Source organism: Prevotella sp., from assembly GCF_051059605.1.
Taxonomy (GTDB): Bacteria; Bacteroidota; Bacteroidia; order Bacteroidales; family Bacteroidaceae; genus Prevotella.
The window spans coordinates 2,702,581-2,717,870 of record NZ_CP050883.1; the positions used below are offsets into that span (position 1 = coordinate 2,702,581).

The window sequence follows — 15,290 nt, forward strand, 5'->3', positions numbered from 1 at the left end:
TATCGCATGCAGTGTTTTTACAATAAATTAATCATAAATCAAAGGAGTTTTTATGACGTTGGATTTTATATTACGCTTGTTTATTGCTGCCTTATTGGGTGGTATGATAGGTTTGGAACGTGAATATCGTGAAAAGGCTGCTGGATTGCGTACACATTTTCTTGTAGCACTAGGTTCTGCTCTCTTCATGATAATTTCAGTATATGGCTTTGAAGGAGTTCTTACAAATTCGCAGATGCGACTTGATGTATCAAGAATCGCAGCACAAGTTGTAAGTGGTATAGGCTTTCTTGGAGCTGGTACTATAATATTCCAAAAGAATGCAGTCCATGGACTGACTACTGCTGCCGGAGTATGGGCTACCGCTGCCATTGGTCTTGCTTGTGGTGTAGGAATGTATCTTTTGGCTTTGTCGGCAACATTCTTGGTGCTTGTCGGTTTGGAGGCTTTCAACTATTTACTGAAGATTCTTGAAAAGAGGCAAGAGGAGGCAAAAGAAGAATGAACGTTTCCGAGTTTATTAATTTACATAAATCTGAGGACGTACGGAAGCTTGCTTTTCTTGCTGCGAAGTTTCCAGATATAGACATGCCGTGGGCACTCGACCAAATTCGTGGTTGGCAGGTAGCCCGCAGTAAACTGCCTTCATGGGCAGAGATAGACGGAATGATATATCCGCCTCATATTTCTATGGAGCAATGTTCCAGCGAGTCTACGGCAATGTATAAGGCTTCTCTTTGTGAGAGATTACAAAATGAATGTGGCGATAGAATGTCTTTACTAATAGATCTTACAGGTGGATTTGGAGTAGACTTCTCGTTTATGTGTCGCAATTTCAAGAAAGCTGTTTATGTAGAACGCCAGCAACATCTGTGCGATATTGCAAAGCACAATCTTGATTTATTAGAAATGCGCCATGCAGATGTGAAATGCGGTGATGGTGTGGATTATCTACATTCGATGAAAGCAGAAAATGCTGTGATTTATGTTGATCCAGCACGGCGCGATATAAATGGAGCAAAGACTTATGCTATAGAAGACTGTACGCCTGATGTTGTGGAACTATGCGATGAACTTGTTGAAAAGGCATCTGTGGTAATTATAAAGTTGTCGCCTATGCTTGATTGGCATGCAGCTGTAGAAAAACTTAAATATGTTACTGAAGTGCATGTCGTAAGTGTTGACAACGAATGCAAAGAATTGCTTTTGATCATGTGCAAGGATGCACAACAGCACCCTGTTAAGCTGTTTTGCGTGAATAATGAAGATGTATTCATTACAACACAAGATCAACCTAATGTTGCAGTGTTGCCAATTTCTATTGATGAGGCTAAATGTCTTTATGAACCGAATGCGTCTATAATGAAAACAGGATGTTTTGATCAAATGGTTTCACGTTATAATGTAACAAGCGTAGGAAAGAACTCTCATTTATTTATTTCCAACGATGAAATCGATGATTTTCCTGGTCGTAAATTCTATATCATATCAATATCATCATTCAATAAGAAAGAATTAAAACAGAAGTTGGAAGGTGTCAAGCAAGCAAATATCACAGTGAGGAACTTTCCTTTGTCAACAGATCAGTTGCGAAAACGATTGAAAATAAAAGATGGAGGCGATGTCTACATCTTTGCAACTACAGTCTGGAATGACCAACATGCTTTAATAATCTGCAAAAAAATGATGTAAATTTTGAAATGTGCATGTTTTTAATTAAATTTGCATGTTTTAAATATAAAAAATAAATATAATGTCATTAGTAGAAATAAAGAAGGTCGAAACGAAGAAGGATTTAAAAACCTTCATAGAATTTCATTATGACCTTTACGAAGGCAATGAATATGATGTTCCCAATCTTTATAGCGATGAGCTAAATACACTTTCTCCAAACAAGAATGCTGCATTTGATTTTTGTGAAGCTCAATATTTCTTAGCTTATAAAGACGGAAAAGTAGCCGGTCGTGTAGCGGCTATAATAAACAATAAAGCAAACGAAAAATGGAATAAGAAGTCAGTACGTTTCGGTTGGATAGACTTTGTTGATGATATAGATGTAAGCCGTGCGCTTTTAAAAGCAGTTGAGGATTATGGCAAGCAAAAGGGCATGAATGAAATTGCAGGTCCGTTAGGATTTACAGATATGGATCCTGAAGGCATGCTTACATGGGGATTTGATAAGTTGGGTACAATGCCGACGATATATAATTATTCATATTATCCTGAGCACATAGAAAAACTTGGTGGCTTTGAGAAGGACAATGACTATGTTGAATATTTCCTTCCAGTTCCAGATGCTATACCAGAAAGGTATTCTAAGTTGGCAGAGATGGTGATGAATCGCTATAACTTAAGAATTCGTAAACTCACAAAGAAGGATGTTTATGAAGGCGGTTATGGTCATAAGTTGTTTGCTCTTATCAATGATACATACACAGACTTATATGGTTTCGTTGATTTAACAGAGAAGCAGATAGATCAATATGTCAAGATGTATATGCCTGTTGTAAATCTGGATTTCGTCACTGTTATTGAGGATGCTGGAGCTGATAATAAGATGGTTGGTATGGGAATAACGATACCTTCGCTTTCGCGTGCATTACAGAAATGTCATCGTGGTAGATTAATGCCTTTCGGTTGGTGGGATGTCATCAGAGCTCTAAAGTTCAATAAAACCGAGGGCGTCGATCTTTTGCTTATGGGCGTATTGCCTGAATATAGGGCAAAGGGAGCTAATGCTTTGTTGTTCTATGATTTGATACCACGTTATCAGGCTGCTGGAATTAAATGGGGCGAAAGTCAGGTAGAGATGGAATCAAATACAGGTGTGCAGAGCCAGTGGGGAGCATTTGAACCTGTAAACCATAAGCGTCGCCGTTGCTTCAGAAAAAGTATTTAAGTAAAGCTTTTCAATATCGTTTAAATTTCGATGTAGAAAGGATAAAATAAGTCAAAAATATAAATATGCCAGAAAACGAGAACATAAACGAAGAAATCAACAATCAGGAGTCATTGGTTGAATATACTGATGATAACATCCGACATCTTTCGGATATGGAACACGTGCGCACTCGTCCGGGTATGTATATCGGACGTCTAGGAGACGGTAATCTGCCCGAAGATGGTATATATGTATTGTTGAAGGAGGTCATTGATAATTCAATTGATGAGTTCAAAATGAAAGCTGGAGACCGAATAGAGGTTGATATTGACGAAAACCTCAGAGTCTGTGTGCGTGATTATGGGCGTGGAATTCCACAAGGTAAACTAGCTGAGGCGGTAAGCGTGCTAAACACCGGTGGTAAATACGATTCCAAGGCATTTAAGAAAAGTGTTGGACTTAATGGTGTCGGTGTGAAGGCTGTTAATGCATTGAGCTCACATTTTGTTGTGAAATCATATCGTGATGGAAAGGTACGTGAACTCTCGTTTGAAAAAGGTGTCAAGAAGTCAGATAAGACTTCTAAATCTGATGATGAGAATGGTACTTATATTTATTTTGAACCAGATGGCACTCTTTTCAAAGGATATAATTTCCATGACGATATCGTAGAGATCATGCTGCGAAACTATACCTACCTTAATAGTGGACTTACGATCATGTATAACGGGCGTCGAATAAAGAGCCGTAACGGACTTGAAGATCTACTGAATGACAATATGACTAACGATGGACTTTATCCAATAATTCATATCGTTGGCGAGGATATAGAGATTGCATTTACGCATGCTAATCAGTATGGTGAGGAGTATCATAGTTTTGTAAATGGTCAACATACCACACAGGGAGGAACTCATCAGAGTGCCTTTAAGGAGCATATTGCGAAGACCATAAAGGAATTTTTCAATAAGAACTATGAATATACCGATATTCGTAACGGTATTGTTGCTGCGATAGCATTAAATGTAAATGAACCAGTTTTCGAGAGTCAGACTAAAATTAAGTTAGGCTCTACACAGATGTCTCCTGATGGAGAAAGCATTAATAAATTCGTTGGTGACTTTATAAAGCAGAACGTAGACAACTTCCTACATATTCATCCGGATGTTGCCGAAGTTATGGAGAATAAAATCAAGGAAAGCGAGCATGAGCGTAAAGCTATGGCTGGCGTTACGAAGCTGGCACGTGAAAGAGCAAAGAAGGCTAATCTGCACAACCGTAAATTGCGTGATTGTCGCATTCACTTCTGTGATGCTAAGGACGACCGTAAAGAAGAGTCATCTATATTTATTACCGAGGGTGATTCTGCCAGTGGAAGTATTACTAAGAGCCGTAGCGTAAATACGCAAGCGGTATTCTCTTTGCGAGGTAAACCGCTCAACTCTTTCGGACTTACTAAAAAGGTTGTTTACGAGAATGAGGAATTTAATCTTCTTCAGGCTGCGCTTGATATCGAAGACGGACTTGACTCATTAAGATATAATAAAGTTATTGTTGCTACCGATGCCGATGTGGATGGTATGCACATTCGATTGCTTATAATAACATTCTTCCTTCAGTTCTTCCCTGAACTTATAAAGAAAGGGCACGTGTTTGTATTGCAGACTCCTTTGTTCCGTGTACGTAACAAGCGTACAAAGATAAAGAATAAAAAGGTTATCGTTGAGGAAGATGCTAAAGCCGGAAAGAAAGAAAAGAAGAGCGATTTTATTACTAGATATTGCTACACTGACGAGGAACGACAAAGTGCGATAAAGGAACTTGGTCCTGACCCTGAGATTACTCGATTCAAGGGTCTTGGTGAGATCAGCCCTGATGAGTTCGTACATTTCATTGGTCCTGATATGCGTCTTGAACAGGTTACTATCCACAAGACCGATCAAGTTGGTAAACTACTTGAATATTATATGGGCAAGAACTCTATGGAACGCCAGAATTTCATAATCGACAATCTTGTTGTTGAGGAGGATATTGCTGACGAAGAACTATTGGAGGAAATCTAAAATCACAAATAGATAAGGTTAATAAAAAGAATAATATGAAGAAAATGTTTTTAAAATATAGTATGTATGTGGTAAAACCAAGAACAGTATTATTCTTGCTTTTTAGCCTTCTTACTCTTAATATTTCCGCTCAGAGCATAGACTTCGGAAAAGATAGTCCGCTGCGTAAGTTGCAGATAGCTGAAATGGCTATCAGTAACCTTTATGTTGATACAGTGGACGAGAAGAAACTTGTTGAGGACGGTATTCGTGGAATGATAGAGAAGCTTGATCCTCATTCTGCTTATACAACCGCATCTGAGACTAAAGAGATGAACGAACCGCTTCAAGGTTCTTTTGAGGGTATCGGTGTTCAGTTTAATATGGTGCATGATACATTGCTTGTTATTCAGCCTGTTGTAAATGGACCTTCTGAAAAGGTTGGTATAATTGCTGGTGACAGAATTGTTTCTGTGAATGATACTGCAATTGCAGGAGTGAAGATGTCAAAGGAACTGATTATGAAGAAACTTCGTGGTCCTAAGGGCTCCAAAGTAAAGCTCGGTATTGTGCGACGTGGAATACCAGGTATATTGAAGTTTGTAGTTACTCGTGACAAGATACCTGTAAAGACGATAGATGCGGCATATATAATCAGACCGATGACAGGATATATCCGTATAGGTAGTTTTGGAGTTACCACGTACGATGAGTTTATGGAAGCTGTTAAGTCTCTTCAAAAGCAAGGCATGAAAGACCTTGTCCTAGATTTGGAAGAGAATGGAGGTGGCTATCTTATGTCTGCTGTTCAGATTGCAAATGAATTTTTGCGTCGTAATGACCTTATTGTTTATACGAAGGGTAGAAGTACTCAACAGCAGGAATATCGTGCTCAGGGCGACGGAAAACTTCTTGACGGTAAAGTAATAGTGCTTATCAACGAATATACAGCGTCGGCTGCCGAGATTGTAACTGGTGCTATTCAGGATCAGGATCGTGGAGTTGTTGTAGGTAGACGTTCTTTCGGAAAAGGACTTGTACAGCGTCCAATTGATTTTAGTGATGGTAGCATGATTCGTCTTACTATAGCACATTATTATACTCCTTCTGGACGTTGCATTCAGAAACCTTATAAAAAGGGACAGCAACTTGATTATGCGATGGATATCGAAAACAGATTTGAGCATGGTGAACTTTATAGTGCCGACAGCATACATTTTGCGGATTCGCTTAAATACCAGACTTTGCGTGAGCACCGTACTGTATATGGTGGTGGTGGCATTATGCCTGATTATTTTGTTCCGCTTGACACGACACAGTATACACGTTTCTTCAGAGAGCTGGCAGCGCGCAGTATCGTTATTAATGCTAATCTTAAATATGTAGATAATAACCGTCGCCAACTTAAGAGTAAATATCCAACATTTGGTGATTTCATGGCTCGTTATGAGATACCTGAATCATTTGTGAAAGATATCATCGATGAAGCTGCAAAACAGAAGATAAAGCCTCGTGATGATAAGGAATTGAATGCCACTTTGCCACAATTGAAACTTCAATTGAAAGCTCTTGTTGCACGTGATTTGTGGGATATGAGTGAGTATTTCCAGATTATCAATGAAAGTAATCCTATTGTTATGAAAGCTGTCAAGTTGATGGTATCACAATAAGAAGAAACATATAACAATGATAAAGCCACAGCTCAAACCATTTAATGGTTGCGCTGTGGCTTTATTATTTGTATATAAGTGTTTGCTTAGTCTTGTAGCGAAGCTAAGATAGCGAGAGCCTTATTCTCGTCAGCCTCCATGATTTCTCTTTCTCCAGGTCCTTTGTCATTTATTCCGCAAAGGTGCAATATACCGTGGATAATCACGCGGTTAAGTTCTTCAGTGTATTCTTTGCCAAACTTATCTGCGTTAGTGCGTACTGTGTCAAGGCTTATTACTAAGTCGCCGCTTATCACGTCTTCTTCGTCATAATCAAAAGTGATGATATCAGTATAGTAATCATGACCAAGGTATTCGTTGTTTACTTCAAGAATCTTTTCGTCATCAACAAACATATATCCAATGTCGCCAGTCTTTTTGCCATACGTATCAGCTACAGCTTTAATCCATTTGTTGGTTAGACGTTTCTTTATCTTCGGCATTTTCACGCCGTCTACATTGTATGTTATCATATAATTAATGCATTAATCTTTTTTCGGTAAGAATTCAGTCACATCCTTGCCAAATGATTTAAGTTCCCTTACCATAGAACTGCTAATACTTGAAAGATTAGGTTCAGAGAAGAGCAATACAGTCTCTATTCCGCTTAAGCGGTGGTTTATATCTGCTTGCTCACGTTCATATTCAAAGTCATTGACCGATCTTACACCACGTACAATAAATTTGGCACCTTCTCGTTTAGCCATATCTATCGTCAGGTCGCTGTATGCTTTTACCTCAATGTTGTCAAATCCTTGGAATATGCTTTTTATATTGTCCACACGTTCCTCCATCTCTTCGGTAGTATGCTTGCTGTTGCTCAATGCTACGGCAATAATCAATTTGTCGAAAAGCGGTAATGCTCTGTCGGCGATTGATTTATGACCTATTGTAAACGGGTCGAACGTGCCTGTGAATAATCCTATTCTCATATATCAATTTATTTGCTGCAAAATTAGTCTTTTATTAAGTTATATGCAAATAATTCGTATTAAATAGCAGTTCTTTCTATTCAAACAGGTCTGCTTGCATTGAATCTCCGGCATAAGGATTTCTTCCTAAATGCTCGTATGCTAGTTTGGTTGCCATGCGTCCACGCGGTGTGCGCTTAATAAATCCCTCCATGATAAGGAACGGTTCGTAAACGTCTTCCACGGTACCTGTATCTTCGCCTATAGCTGTTGCGATAGTACTTATTCCAACAGGACCACCACGAAACTTGTCTATTATAGTCAATAATATTTTGTTGTCAATCTCGTCAAGTCCGTATTTATCTATGTTCAGTGATTGTAAAGCCATTTGTGCAATCTCGCCCGTTATAGTTCCGTTGCCTTTTACCTGTGCAAAGTCGCGCATACGTCTAAGCAGAGAGTTTGCAATACGTGGAGTACCTCGGCTACGCAAGCTTATTTCCACTGCTGCATCATCCTCTATTGGAACTCTCAGTAGCATTGCACTTCTCTTAATGATGCGTTGTAGTGTTTTTGGATCATAATATTCCAGATGCATGTTGATTCCGAATCTTGCACGCAGAGGAGCTGTAAGCATACCGCTTCTCGTTGTAGCTCCTACAAGAGTGAAAGGATTTAAATCTATCTGAATTGAGCGTGCCGAAGGTCCCTTGTCTATCATAATATCTATTCTGTAATCTTCCATTGCAGAATATAGATATTCCTCGACTACAGGCGATAGACGATGAATTTCATCAATGAAAAGCACGTCGTTAGCTTCCAGTGATGTAAGTATTCCTGCCAAATCACCAGGTTTATCTAATATTGGACCGCTGGTTATTTTGAATCCCACACCAAGTTCATTAGCAATAATATTGCTAAGAGTTGTCTTTCCAAGTCCCGGAGGTCCGTAAAGTAATGTGTGATCAAGAGGTTCGCCACGATATTTAGCAGCTTCAACGAATATTCCGAGGTTTTCCACCACATTTTTCTGACCGTTGAAATCAGCGAATTTAAGAGGTCGTAAAGCGTTTTCAAATTCTTTTTCAGCCGTAGACAAACTGTCTTCTCTTATATCAAAATCTTCAGACATTCGTATCTTTTTTTGTTTCTGCAAAGATACTGCAAGCCGAACACAATACAAAATAAAAAATGCAATTTTTTATTTTTATTGTTGAGGCGTAGCGTATCTTATTTAAAGATACTGCAAGTCGAACTAGTACCATTAAATAAAGAGGCAATTATTTGTTTTCCATATATTCATCTCATTATTCTAATAATTTATCGGTTCCTGTTTTATTTAGCTAGTAAAATTATTGCACTCTACCAGAAAAAGTTTTTTTAATGCCACTAATGTCATAATGTCACAAACCCTGTGTTTATGAGGCTTCAGCCAGTGACATTAAGTGACATTATCGGGGTAAAAGTGACATTAAACCCTAAAGTACACCTATTTTTAGCGTTTTTTTCGCAATTATGCTATTTACATAATACATGTTTGTGCTGATGAAGTTTTAGCGAACATATACGCAGGCTTCCTGAATAGTATGAATAATTCAAAATTTACTCCATACATATATGTAAGCATCAAAGAATGAATTTGAAGGATGCAAATAAATATAGAAACAGAGTGCATAAACAATTACCTAAATTTTCACAGCTTCTGGGTAATCCGATTACCTCAGCACGTGTGTAATCCGATTACCCAACGTAGGTAATCGGGTTACACAACGTGGGCAACTCAATTACCCACGTTAGGTAATTGAATTGCCTAACGTGAAAAAGGGTATTACATGACGTAGGTAAACAAATGATTAGTAATAAAACTATAAGATAGTGTTGATGATAATTACCACTATTTTGTAGTTAGATTATGATATAAAGACTAAACATACAGCGAAGCATAGTGCACATAATGACAAGTCCAGACCATCATAAACAAAAAAATGCCTATATATGTACTGCATATTTTGCAAAAAATCGCCAAAAATAGGTATGATTTGAAGTTTAATGTCACTTTTGCCCCGATAATGTCACTTAATGTCACTGGCCGAAGCCCGATAAACACAAGGTTTGTGACATTATGACATTAGTGGCATTAAAAAAACTTTTTCTGGTAGAGCGTTCTGCCTTTAGCCCATTTATGTAGGATATTATCCTTGAATTGACTAAGAACCAATTTATTGCCAAAAAAGAATAAAATACGTCTTTATGCGCTTACAATATAACAGAGAATGTTTATCTTCGTAATTTAAAGATGCTTTGACATTTTAAAAAATATATAAATTAATTGTAACATAAATCAGAATGTTACGTCTATGTTATTGTAAGCGCTACAAAATGGTTATAAACTTTTAAAACAAAATTCATTATGAAAAAGATTTTTCTTTCAATAGCATTGGCTTTAGCCACAACTGTTTGCACTGCACAAAGCGTTAATGACGTGATGCGTGAATTCAAAAGCGCTAAGGGCGCTACATGCCTTAACCTGAATAAGTCAATGATAAAACTTATGGGAGAAGGTAAAGAGCAGCTAAGTCTTCCTGAGAATATAAAGCTTGGTGACCTCGGTGAAGTTGGTAAAGATATAGACTCAGTTAAAATACTTGTGCTTGAAGATTGCAATGCGAGCGTCAAGAAGAAATTTGCCAAAAAGACTATTAATTGGGACAAATATGGATATCAACCAGTAGTTGTAACTAATGAAGACGGTGAAAATGTTCAGATATATGCCCAAAAAGATGGTGATTACTTTAAGGAAATCGTTATACGTGTATCTTCAAAAGACGATGAAAGCGTATTATTACAGATTTTTGGCAAGATAGATCCAAAGACATTTAGCGATAAAAAATAGATGATATAATTCTCTATAAATGGAAGCCTCAGAATTCAAACGACTTTTTCTGCCTTGCAGTAACAAGATGTATCTTGTTGCATGGAGACTTACGCATAACCGTCAGGAAGCGGAAGATCTTGTGCAGGAAACAATGCTGAAATTATGGACTCAGCGTGATAATTTGAATGAGTTGAAGAATTGCGAGGCTTTCAGTGTGCGTACTCTCCATAACATGTTTATTGACCAAAGTCGCAAGAAACATCTTGCGATGGCTGATTCTCCACCTGAAGGGATGACGCTGAAAGCAAATGAGAGCGACGCATCAGAGATTATGCAACAAAAGGAGACGGGAATTATCGTGACAAGGCTTATTGCCAAACTGCCGAAACAGCAACGCGATATAATAACTCTAAAGGATATTGATGATTTTTCTTATGAAGAAATAGCTCAACAGACGGGATTATCAATGATTAACATCAGGGTACACCTAAGTAGGGCTAGAAAGCAGATCAGACTATGGATAAGATAAAAGATATGATGGATAAATATTGCGAGGCGCAGACTTCTGATTCTGAAGAAAAGGAAATAAGAAGGATGATAATGGGTGAAGACCCAGAAGTGCCTGATGATTTGGAAGCAAGACTATCCAAACAGATTGACATGTGGAACACGGTTGAAAAGAAGTCGGTACGTAAAGCCAACATCACAAGTTTGCGTTGGATTGGATGTATTGCTGCTTCACTGCTGTTACTGTTCTCTCTTGGATTTTTTCTGAACCAGCGTACTGATGAAGAGGAATATGCAAAGCAGGAAGAAAACTGCACAAATCCCGATGATGCTTATGCTGAAACGGCGAAAGCTCTAAAGACGTTCTCACAGGCTATGAAGCATGGAGAAGAACTTATGAATAAATAAAAGAATTTGTAAAATAACAGACATCAAATGAAAAGATTTATCATATCATTAGCTTTACTATGCTGCATGACAATTGCCGTGGCGCAGAATGCCCTGTTTAACAAGTATGCAAACACTAAGGGAGTGACTACTGTCACGATTGGAAGCGCCATGCTGCAATTTATGGGAAATGGCAAAGTGGGTGATAAGGACATAAGTAAGATTGCTGGTAAACTGAAAAGCATAAAGATTTTGGACTGTGAACGTCCGTCAATAGCTACGGTATTATATAAAGAGGCCCAGCAATATTATAACAAATATAAATATGTAGTTGCAATGGATACCAACGAAGATGGTGAGCATACAACAATATATATGAAAGAATACGGAAAGGGATTAAACGAATTCGCCCTTCTCCAATATGAGAAGAGCGAACTCCAGATTATTAATATATGGGGATATGTAAATCTCAACGATATTAAGGGTTTGCAATAATTTTTGTCTTTACAGTTTTTCCCAATTTATTATCTTTTACGGTAAGTAGTATGTCGCCCTTCTTACCGTTACTCTCTACAACGACAACCAACTTTCCGCTGAACAGTTTCATTTGAGGTTGAGTGAATGGTTCAAGACTTGTTGCATCTCCGTTACATACAGCCTTGAAAGATCCCGCTCCCTTAACTTCAAATGAAAGTTCATCAGAACCGTCAGGAATCAGATTACCTTTATTGTCTGTTAGGCTAATGGTAAAAAATGCTAAGTCGTTTCCGTCTGCTTTTATCTCATTACGATCAGCTTTTGCCTCTAGTTTTGCAGGCTTTCCAGCGGTACATATAATTTTTTCCTCAGCTTTCTCGCCATTGGCATTATATGCCACTACCTTTATCTCACCTGGTTCATATTTCACTTTGTCCCACATAAGGCGGTAGCGACGTAGTAAATCTATGTTTTCTAGCTGAGGCTTTTCTGTCTTTGGATTTGATGCAGCAACAGTATAAGACTGCTTAAACAGTCTTCCCTGACTCTTTCCGTTTACAAACAGTTCGGCACTAGGATAGTCGGTATATACAAACACGGGGGTGACTTGTCCCTCACGACCATGCCATGTCCAGTGAGGCAATACGTGAAGAGTGTGTTTTGCCTTGTTCCAAACGCTGCGATAAAGATAGAAACGGTCTTTTGGAAGACCAGCTAAGTCGCATATACCAAAATAGCTACTACGACTAGGCCAATACGTATCATAAGGTGTTGGTTCGCCCAGATAATCAAAACCTGTCCAGACAAACTGTCCAATGCTGTAACTTCTGTCATCCTGCATTAGGAAATCAGCTTCTGGAAGATTACTCCAACCGCAATATTCAGTATCATAACTAGAGCATTGTCCATCAGGATAAACACCGTTATCAGTAATCTTCACCGGGAACTTATATATTCCACGACTGCTCACGGTAGAGGCAGTTTCAGAACCCAAAAGAAACCCTTGTGGAATCTGCTTAATGCTCGTGTCATATTTTTGTACTCTATAGTTGAATCCAGGAATATCCATGACTTTTGCAAATCCACTAGCTATAGCGCTCTCAGCTCCGTCCATACCTTGTGTCACAGGGCGTGAAGGATCAAGGCTATGGCATAAGTCCTGCAAGTGGCGAGAAATCTCACGTCCCTCGATACTCCATTGCTCAGGAATCTCGTTTCCGATACTCCACATGACTATGCTTGGATGATTACGATGATTAAGTACAAGATTTGTTATATCGCGATCAGCCCAGTTATCAAAGAATTTAGCATATCCATTTTTGCATTTAGGATATTTCCACATGTCAAAGCTCTCTGCCATAACCATCATACCCATAGAGTCGCAAACTTCCATCTGCATCGTAGAAGGCATATTGTGTGAAGTGCGAATAGCATCACATCCCATATCCTTCAAAATACGAATCTGGCGAATTATTGCAGCCTTATTGACTGCGGCTCCAAGAGGACCTAAATCATGATGCAGACACACGCCTTGAATTTTACGGCTGATACCGTTTAGCATGAAACCTTTTTCAGCTGATAAGCTTATTGTGCGAATACCTGTCTTATCAGTAGTTTCGTCAATAAGTTTGTCTCCACTATATAGTTTCGTAACTACGCTATAAAGATATGGACTTTCAGGACTCCACAACTTAGCATTTGCTATATTCATCTCAGAATGGATGTTCCCTATGTTGTCTATCTTTGCATCGCTTTGAGCAGTAATATTTCCAGTAATGTCAATGATAGATACTTCTGCGCGAAGTCCTTTTACATACTCATATCCATGTACATGAGTGTCTATGGCAATGTTGGCACTCCCATTACTGATTTTGTTTGTTCTTATGTATGTGCCCCAACGGTCAATGTTTGTATCGCTAGTCATTATCAATGTCACAGGACGATATATTCCGCCACCTGGATACCAACGACTGCTCTCCTCAACATTATTCAGGCGCACTTCAATCGTATTTTCTTTTCCGTCTTTATTGATATAGGGAGTTGCGTCAACACGAAATGCATTGTATCCATACGCCCAATATCCGGCTTTGTGGCCATTAATATAAACAGTAGGTTCACTCATTGCACCATCAAATTTTAGCATTGCGCGACTATATTCAGACGGAACAGTGAAAGTTGTTTTGTAAAATCCTTCACCAATCCAAGGCAATGCACCAGAACGTCCACTTTTCTCAGTCTTTTCCTTTTCGCCATTCTGTGTTATGGCAACAGTCTGCAAGTCCCATTTTTTGTCAAAAGGTCCACTGATAGCCCAATCATGGGGAACAGTTACCTGTTGCCATTCTGTGTTGTCTCGGCTGAACTGCCATTTGTTAATGTTAACTTCTCTGCGTACCTGCGCAAAGCAGGTAGCAGAGATTAATAATGATGTCGCAATAAGTCTTATCTTCATTGTTTGAAAATATTTAGTGTTGATGTAGCCTTTCCTGAGTTGTCAAATACTCCCTTGCTGTATCCTTCCCAACTGTTGTAGCATTCTGGTTCCCAATAAAACACGCCAAGGCATCCGTCAATAGCTTTGCTGCCTGTTACAAGTTTAGTCATGAAAGCTTCTGCATTTTCTGAATCCCAAGGCATACCTACTTCAGAAAGAACTACTTTGCATCCATATCTATCTTTTAGTGTCTTGATGTTGCTTAAGCAGTCGTTAGTTTCTGTTTCCCAATCGCTGTCTTCTGGGTAAAGAGACATACCGATAACATCCCATTTTGCACCATTAGCTTTCAGTCCATCAAAGAGCCATGTGAAACGTCCTAGCAAATTACCTTTGTCTACGTGTATGATAACCTGTGCGTTAGGGTATACACTCTTTACGGCATCATAACCAGCATTAATAAGTTGTGCGAAGCTGCTCTTATCTGTATCAGAATATGTTCCTTCCTTCCATAGCATTCCTGTTGGAGTTTCATTACCAACCTGAACCCATTCTACATCAACGCCTTTGTCTTTCAAAGTTTGCAATACATCTGTTGTATGTTTTGCAACGTCAACCTTTAGTTGGTCTAGGTTGTCATTTGTCCATGCTGCAGGTTTAGTCTGATGAGCAGGGTCAGCCCATGAGTCACTATAATGGAAATCAATCATAACTCTGAATCCCAGAGCCTTTGCACGAAGAGCCTTAGCCAGAACATCCTGTTTGCCATTCCAACCATCAGTAGGGTCAACCCATACACGCAGTCTTATAGAGTTTACACCCATTGATTTCAGAAGCTTCAGACATTCAGTTTCTCTTCCGTTTGCATCATAGAATTTTGTTCCAGCAGCTTCCATTTCTGTAACCCAACTTACATCGGCACCTTTTGCGAAACCGCTCATGTCATAAGTTGGTACAGTCTCGGCAACTGTTGTATCGGTATCACTGCATGAAGATAATGCAATGATACTGACAAAAGCTAGAAATATATACTTTAATTTCATAAATTTTTAGTTTTAAGAATTGAA

14 protein-coding genes are annotated in these 15,290 nt (G+C 38.7%); 9 read left to right on the forward strand and 5 right to left on the reverse strand.

All coding sequences use genetic code 11. The annotated features are described in order from the left end of the window. The first annotated feature begins 52 nt into the window (after window positions 1-52). The 5 genes from HEQ28_RS10645 to HEQ28_RS10665 all read left to right on the forward strand — a co-directional run bounded on the left by HEQ28_RS10645 (window position 53) and on the right by HEQ28_RS10665 (window position 6,593). Window positions 53-505 carry an MgtC/SapB family protein gene (locus tag HEQ28_RS10645; RefSeq protein ID WP_434502248.1) on the forward strand — a complete coding sequence of 151 codons (453 nt, stop codon included), beginning with the start codon at window positions 53-55 and terminating at the stop codon, window positions 503-505. Further along, entirely contained in the window at window positions 502-1,692 is a 1,191-nt protein-coding gene (locus HEQ28_RS10650; RefSeq protein ID WP_434502249.1) for a THUMP-like domain-containing protein, read from the forward strand. The genes HEQ28_RS10645 and HEQ28_RS10650 overlap by 4 nt, the downstream gene beginning before the upstream one ends. 61 nt (window positions 1,693-1,753) lie before the next feature. Beyond that, entirely contained in the window at window positions 1,754-2,899 is a 1,146-nt protein-coding gene (locus HEQ28_RS10655; protein WP_434502251.1) for an N-acetyltransferase, read from the forward strand. 65 nt (window positions 2,900-2,964) lie between these two features. Continuing rightward, a complete protein-coding gene (locus HEQ28_RS10660) occupies window positions 2,965-4,944 on the forward strand; it encodes a DNA topoisomerase IV subunit B (RefSeq protein WP_434502253.1) in 1,980 nt (659 codons plus the stop codon). A gap of 35 nt (window positions 4,945-4,979) precedes the next feature. Next, on the forward strand, window positions 4,980-6,593 hold the full coding sequence (locus tag HEQ28_RS10665; RefSeq protein WP_434502255.1) for a S41 family peptidase: 1,614 nt from the start codon (window positions 4,980-4,982) through the stop codon (window positions 6,591-6,593). 86 nt (window positions 6,594-6,679) lie between these two features. Here the strand turns inward: HEQ28_RS10665 and ybeY are convergent, their stop codons facing one another. The 3 genes from ybeY to ruvB form a co-directional block, all read right to left on the reverse strand. After that, entirely contained in the window at window positions 6,680-7,105 is a 426-nt protein-coding gene (gene ybeY, locus HEQ28_RS10670; RefSeq protein WP_207155430.1) for an rRNA maturation RNase YbeY, read from the reverse strand. Window positions 7,106-7,117: 12 nt separating this feature from the next. After that, entirely contained in the window at window positions 7,118-7,564 is a 447-nt protein-coding gene (gene coaD / locus HEQ28_RS10675; protein ID WP_434502257.1) for a pantetheine-phosphate adenylyltransferase, read from the reverse strand. A 76-nt stretch (window positions 7,565-7,640) separates the two neighbouring features. Beyond that, window positions 7,641-8,675: a Holliday junction branch migration DNA helicase RuvB gene (ruvB, locus tag HEQ28_RS10680; protein WP_207155432.1), complete on the reverse strand. Its 1,035-nt coding sequence runs from the start codon at window positions 8,673-8,675 to the stop codon at window positions 7,641-7,643. A 1,278-nt stretch (window positions 8,676-9,953) separates the two neighbouring features. Between ruvB and HEQ28_RS10685 the strand changes: the two genes are divergently transcribed. Genes HEQ28_RS10685 through HEQ28_RS10700 form a run of 4 tightly spaced genes read left to right on the forward strand, consistent with a single transcriptional unit; the run spans window position 9,954 to window position 11,807 of the window. Further along, window positions 9,954-10,436, forward strand: a complete 483-nt coding sequence (locus tag HEQ28_RS10685) for a DUF4252 domain-containing protein (protein ID WP_434502259.1) — start codon at window positions 9,954-9,956, stop codon at window positions 10,434-10,436. 19 nt (window positions 10,437-10,455) lie between these two features. Next, on the forward strand, window positions 10,456-10,947 hold the full coding sequence (locus tag HEQ28_RS10690; RefSeq protein ID WP_434502261.1) for an RNA polymerase sigma factor: 492 nt from the start codon (window positions 10,456-10,458) through the stop codon (window positions 10,945-10,947). Beyond that, the gene (locus HEQ28_RS10695) at window positions 10,935-11,333 is read left to right on the forward strand and encodes a hypothetical protein (RefSeq protein ID WP_434502263.1); all 399 of its coding nucleotides are present in this window, start codon (window positions 10,935-10,937) and stop codon (window positions 11,331-11,333) included. Before HEQ28_RS10690 ends, HEQ28_RS10695 begins: the two co-directional genes overlap by 13 nt. A gap of 27 nt (window positions 11,334-11,360) precedes the next feature. Then, window positions 11,361-11,807 (forward strand): DUF4252 domain-containing protein, encoded by a 447-nt coding sequence (locus HEQ28_RS10700; protein WP_434502265.1) that lies wholly within the window; start codon window positions 11,361-11,363, stop codon window positions 11,805-11,807. Here HEQ28_RS10700 and HEQ28_RS10705 read toward each other — a convergent pair. Together HEQ28_RS10705 and HEQ28_RS10710 are read right to left on the reverse strand one after the other, a co-directional pair. Next, window positions 11,791-14,241, reverse strand: coding sequence for a glycoside hydrolase family 2 TIM barrel-domain containing protein (locus HEQ28_RS10705; RefSeq protein ID WP_434502266.1), 2,451 nt, complete (start codon window positions 14,239-14,241; stop codon window positions 11,791-11,793). The two genes, HEQ28_RS10700 and HEQ28_RS10705, sit on opposite strands and share 17 nt — an antisense overlap. Further along, window positions 14,238-15,266 carry a glycoside hydrolase family 53 protein gene (locus tag HEQ28_RS10710; protein ID WP_434502268.1) on the reverse strand — a complete coding sequence of 343 codons (1,029 nt, stop codon included), beginning with the start codon at window positions 15,264-15,266 and terminating at the stop codon, window positions 14,238-14,240. The genes HEQ28_RS10705 and HEQ28_RS10710 overlap by 4 nt, the downstream gene beginning before the upstream one ends. Window positions 15,267-15,290 lie beyond the last annotated feature (24 nt).